Origin of the sequence: Alistipes sp. CAG:29, assembly GCF_000435435.1 — a bacterium.
GTDB lineage: Bacteria > Bacteroidota > Bacteroidia > Bacteroidales > Rikenellaceae > Alistipes > Alistipes onderdonkii.
The window spans coordinates 1-1,311 of sequence record NZ_FR893410.1 but is presented as its reverse complement, the minus strand read 5'-3'; the positions used below and the strand labels follow the sequence as shown (position 1 = coordinate 1,311).

Sequence of the window (1,311 nt, the reverse complement as noted above, 5' to 3'; positions counted from 1 at the left end):
GTATAAAATTATAAATGTTTTGTTAGAGTCCTGACTATTCGTTTATCCTTTATAAAAGGAAATTGACAGATAAATACTACATTTCTTTTCTCTCAAAATATAACCAGTAATTCAAAGAACCAGTTTGAAAAAATCGCATTTTACAATGCGAAAGGACTGCAAAGATAGAGTAACTTTTTGAATCCTGCAAATCTTTTTTCAAAAATCTTTTTAAGAACTTCGCGTCTCGGGAAATCGGGCTTACACAGAGCTTTGAGCTCCTTTATTGTAAACTTTCAGCCTTCGTAAGAACAACCGTTTTTCTCAAACGCGGATGCAAAGGTAGCGACTTTTTTCGAACCTGCAAATATTTTCGCATATTTTTTGCATGAAAGTTAAAATTTCTTCAAATCTGAGGTATACACCTATATTTTATTAAAGAAGAATTAGTCGGCCAGCCCTTATGAAGCCCGGGCCGCACATCGCCGCAACCGGGAAGCCGACCTGCGGGGCCGGGGACTGCCACGGAATGGGCCGCAGCGAGTAAATTCGGGTCGAGTCCTGCAAAACTGAGATTTTTTACTATTTTTGCGTCAGATTATCCGACCGATATGAATTTCAGAAAAATATCACTGCTCGTGCTGATCCTGCTCATCGCGGATCAGGCACTCAAGATCTGGGTCAAGACCCACATGCACCTCGACGAATCGATCGTCGTCTTCCCGGACTGGTTCCAATTGCGCTTCATCGAGAATAACGGCGCGGCCTTCGGGATGCACATCGCCACCAAAGGCGGGTTCGACTGGGGGAAACTCCTGCTCGGGATTTTCCGGATCGTGATGGTCGGGGTCATCGGCTGGCTGATGCACCACCTCCTCAACAAACGCAAAGACACCCCCAAGGGAGTCATCGTCGGCCTGGCGCTGGTCATGGCGGGAGCGCTCGGCAACATCATCGACAGCGCGTTCTACGGGCTGCTCTTCTCGGAGTCGACGCCCTATACGGTCGCACATTTCGGCGGGCACTACGCCGGGTTCATGATGGGCAAGGTCGTCGACATGTTCTATTTCCCGCTCTTCCAGTGGAACGGTGTACCGCGGTTCCTGAACTTCCTGGTGGACAGCAACAACTACTTTTTCGGGGCCATCTTCAACCTGGCCGATGCCTATATCTCCGTCGCCGTCATCTATCTGCTTCTGTTTCAGTACAAATTCCTGAGCAAGTAGATTTTTTTCGTAAAAATAGTTGGTGAATGAGAAAAAAGTATTACTTTTGCACACCACAATTTCCAAAAGCCCAGGTGGCGGAATAGGTAGACGCGCACGTTTCAGG

The 1,311-nt window shown here is 47.2% G+C and carries 1 protein-coding gene; it reads left to right on the top strand.

Annotated features, from left to right (window positions below):
- The first annotated feature begins 590 nt into the window (after nt 1-590).
- The gene (locus QVP03_RS02025) at nt 591-1,205 is read left to right on the top strand and encodes a signal peptidase II (RefSeq protein ID WP_022331993.1); all 615 of its coding nucleotides are present in this window, start codon (nt 591-593) and stop codon (nt 1,203-1,205) included.
- Nucleotides 1,206-1,311: the final 106 nt, after the last annotated feature.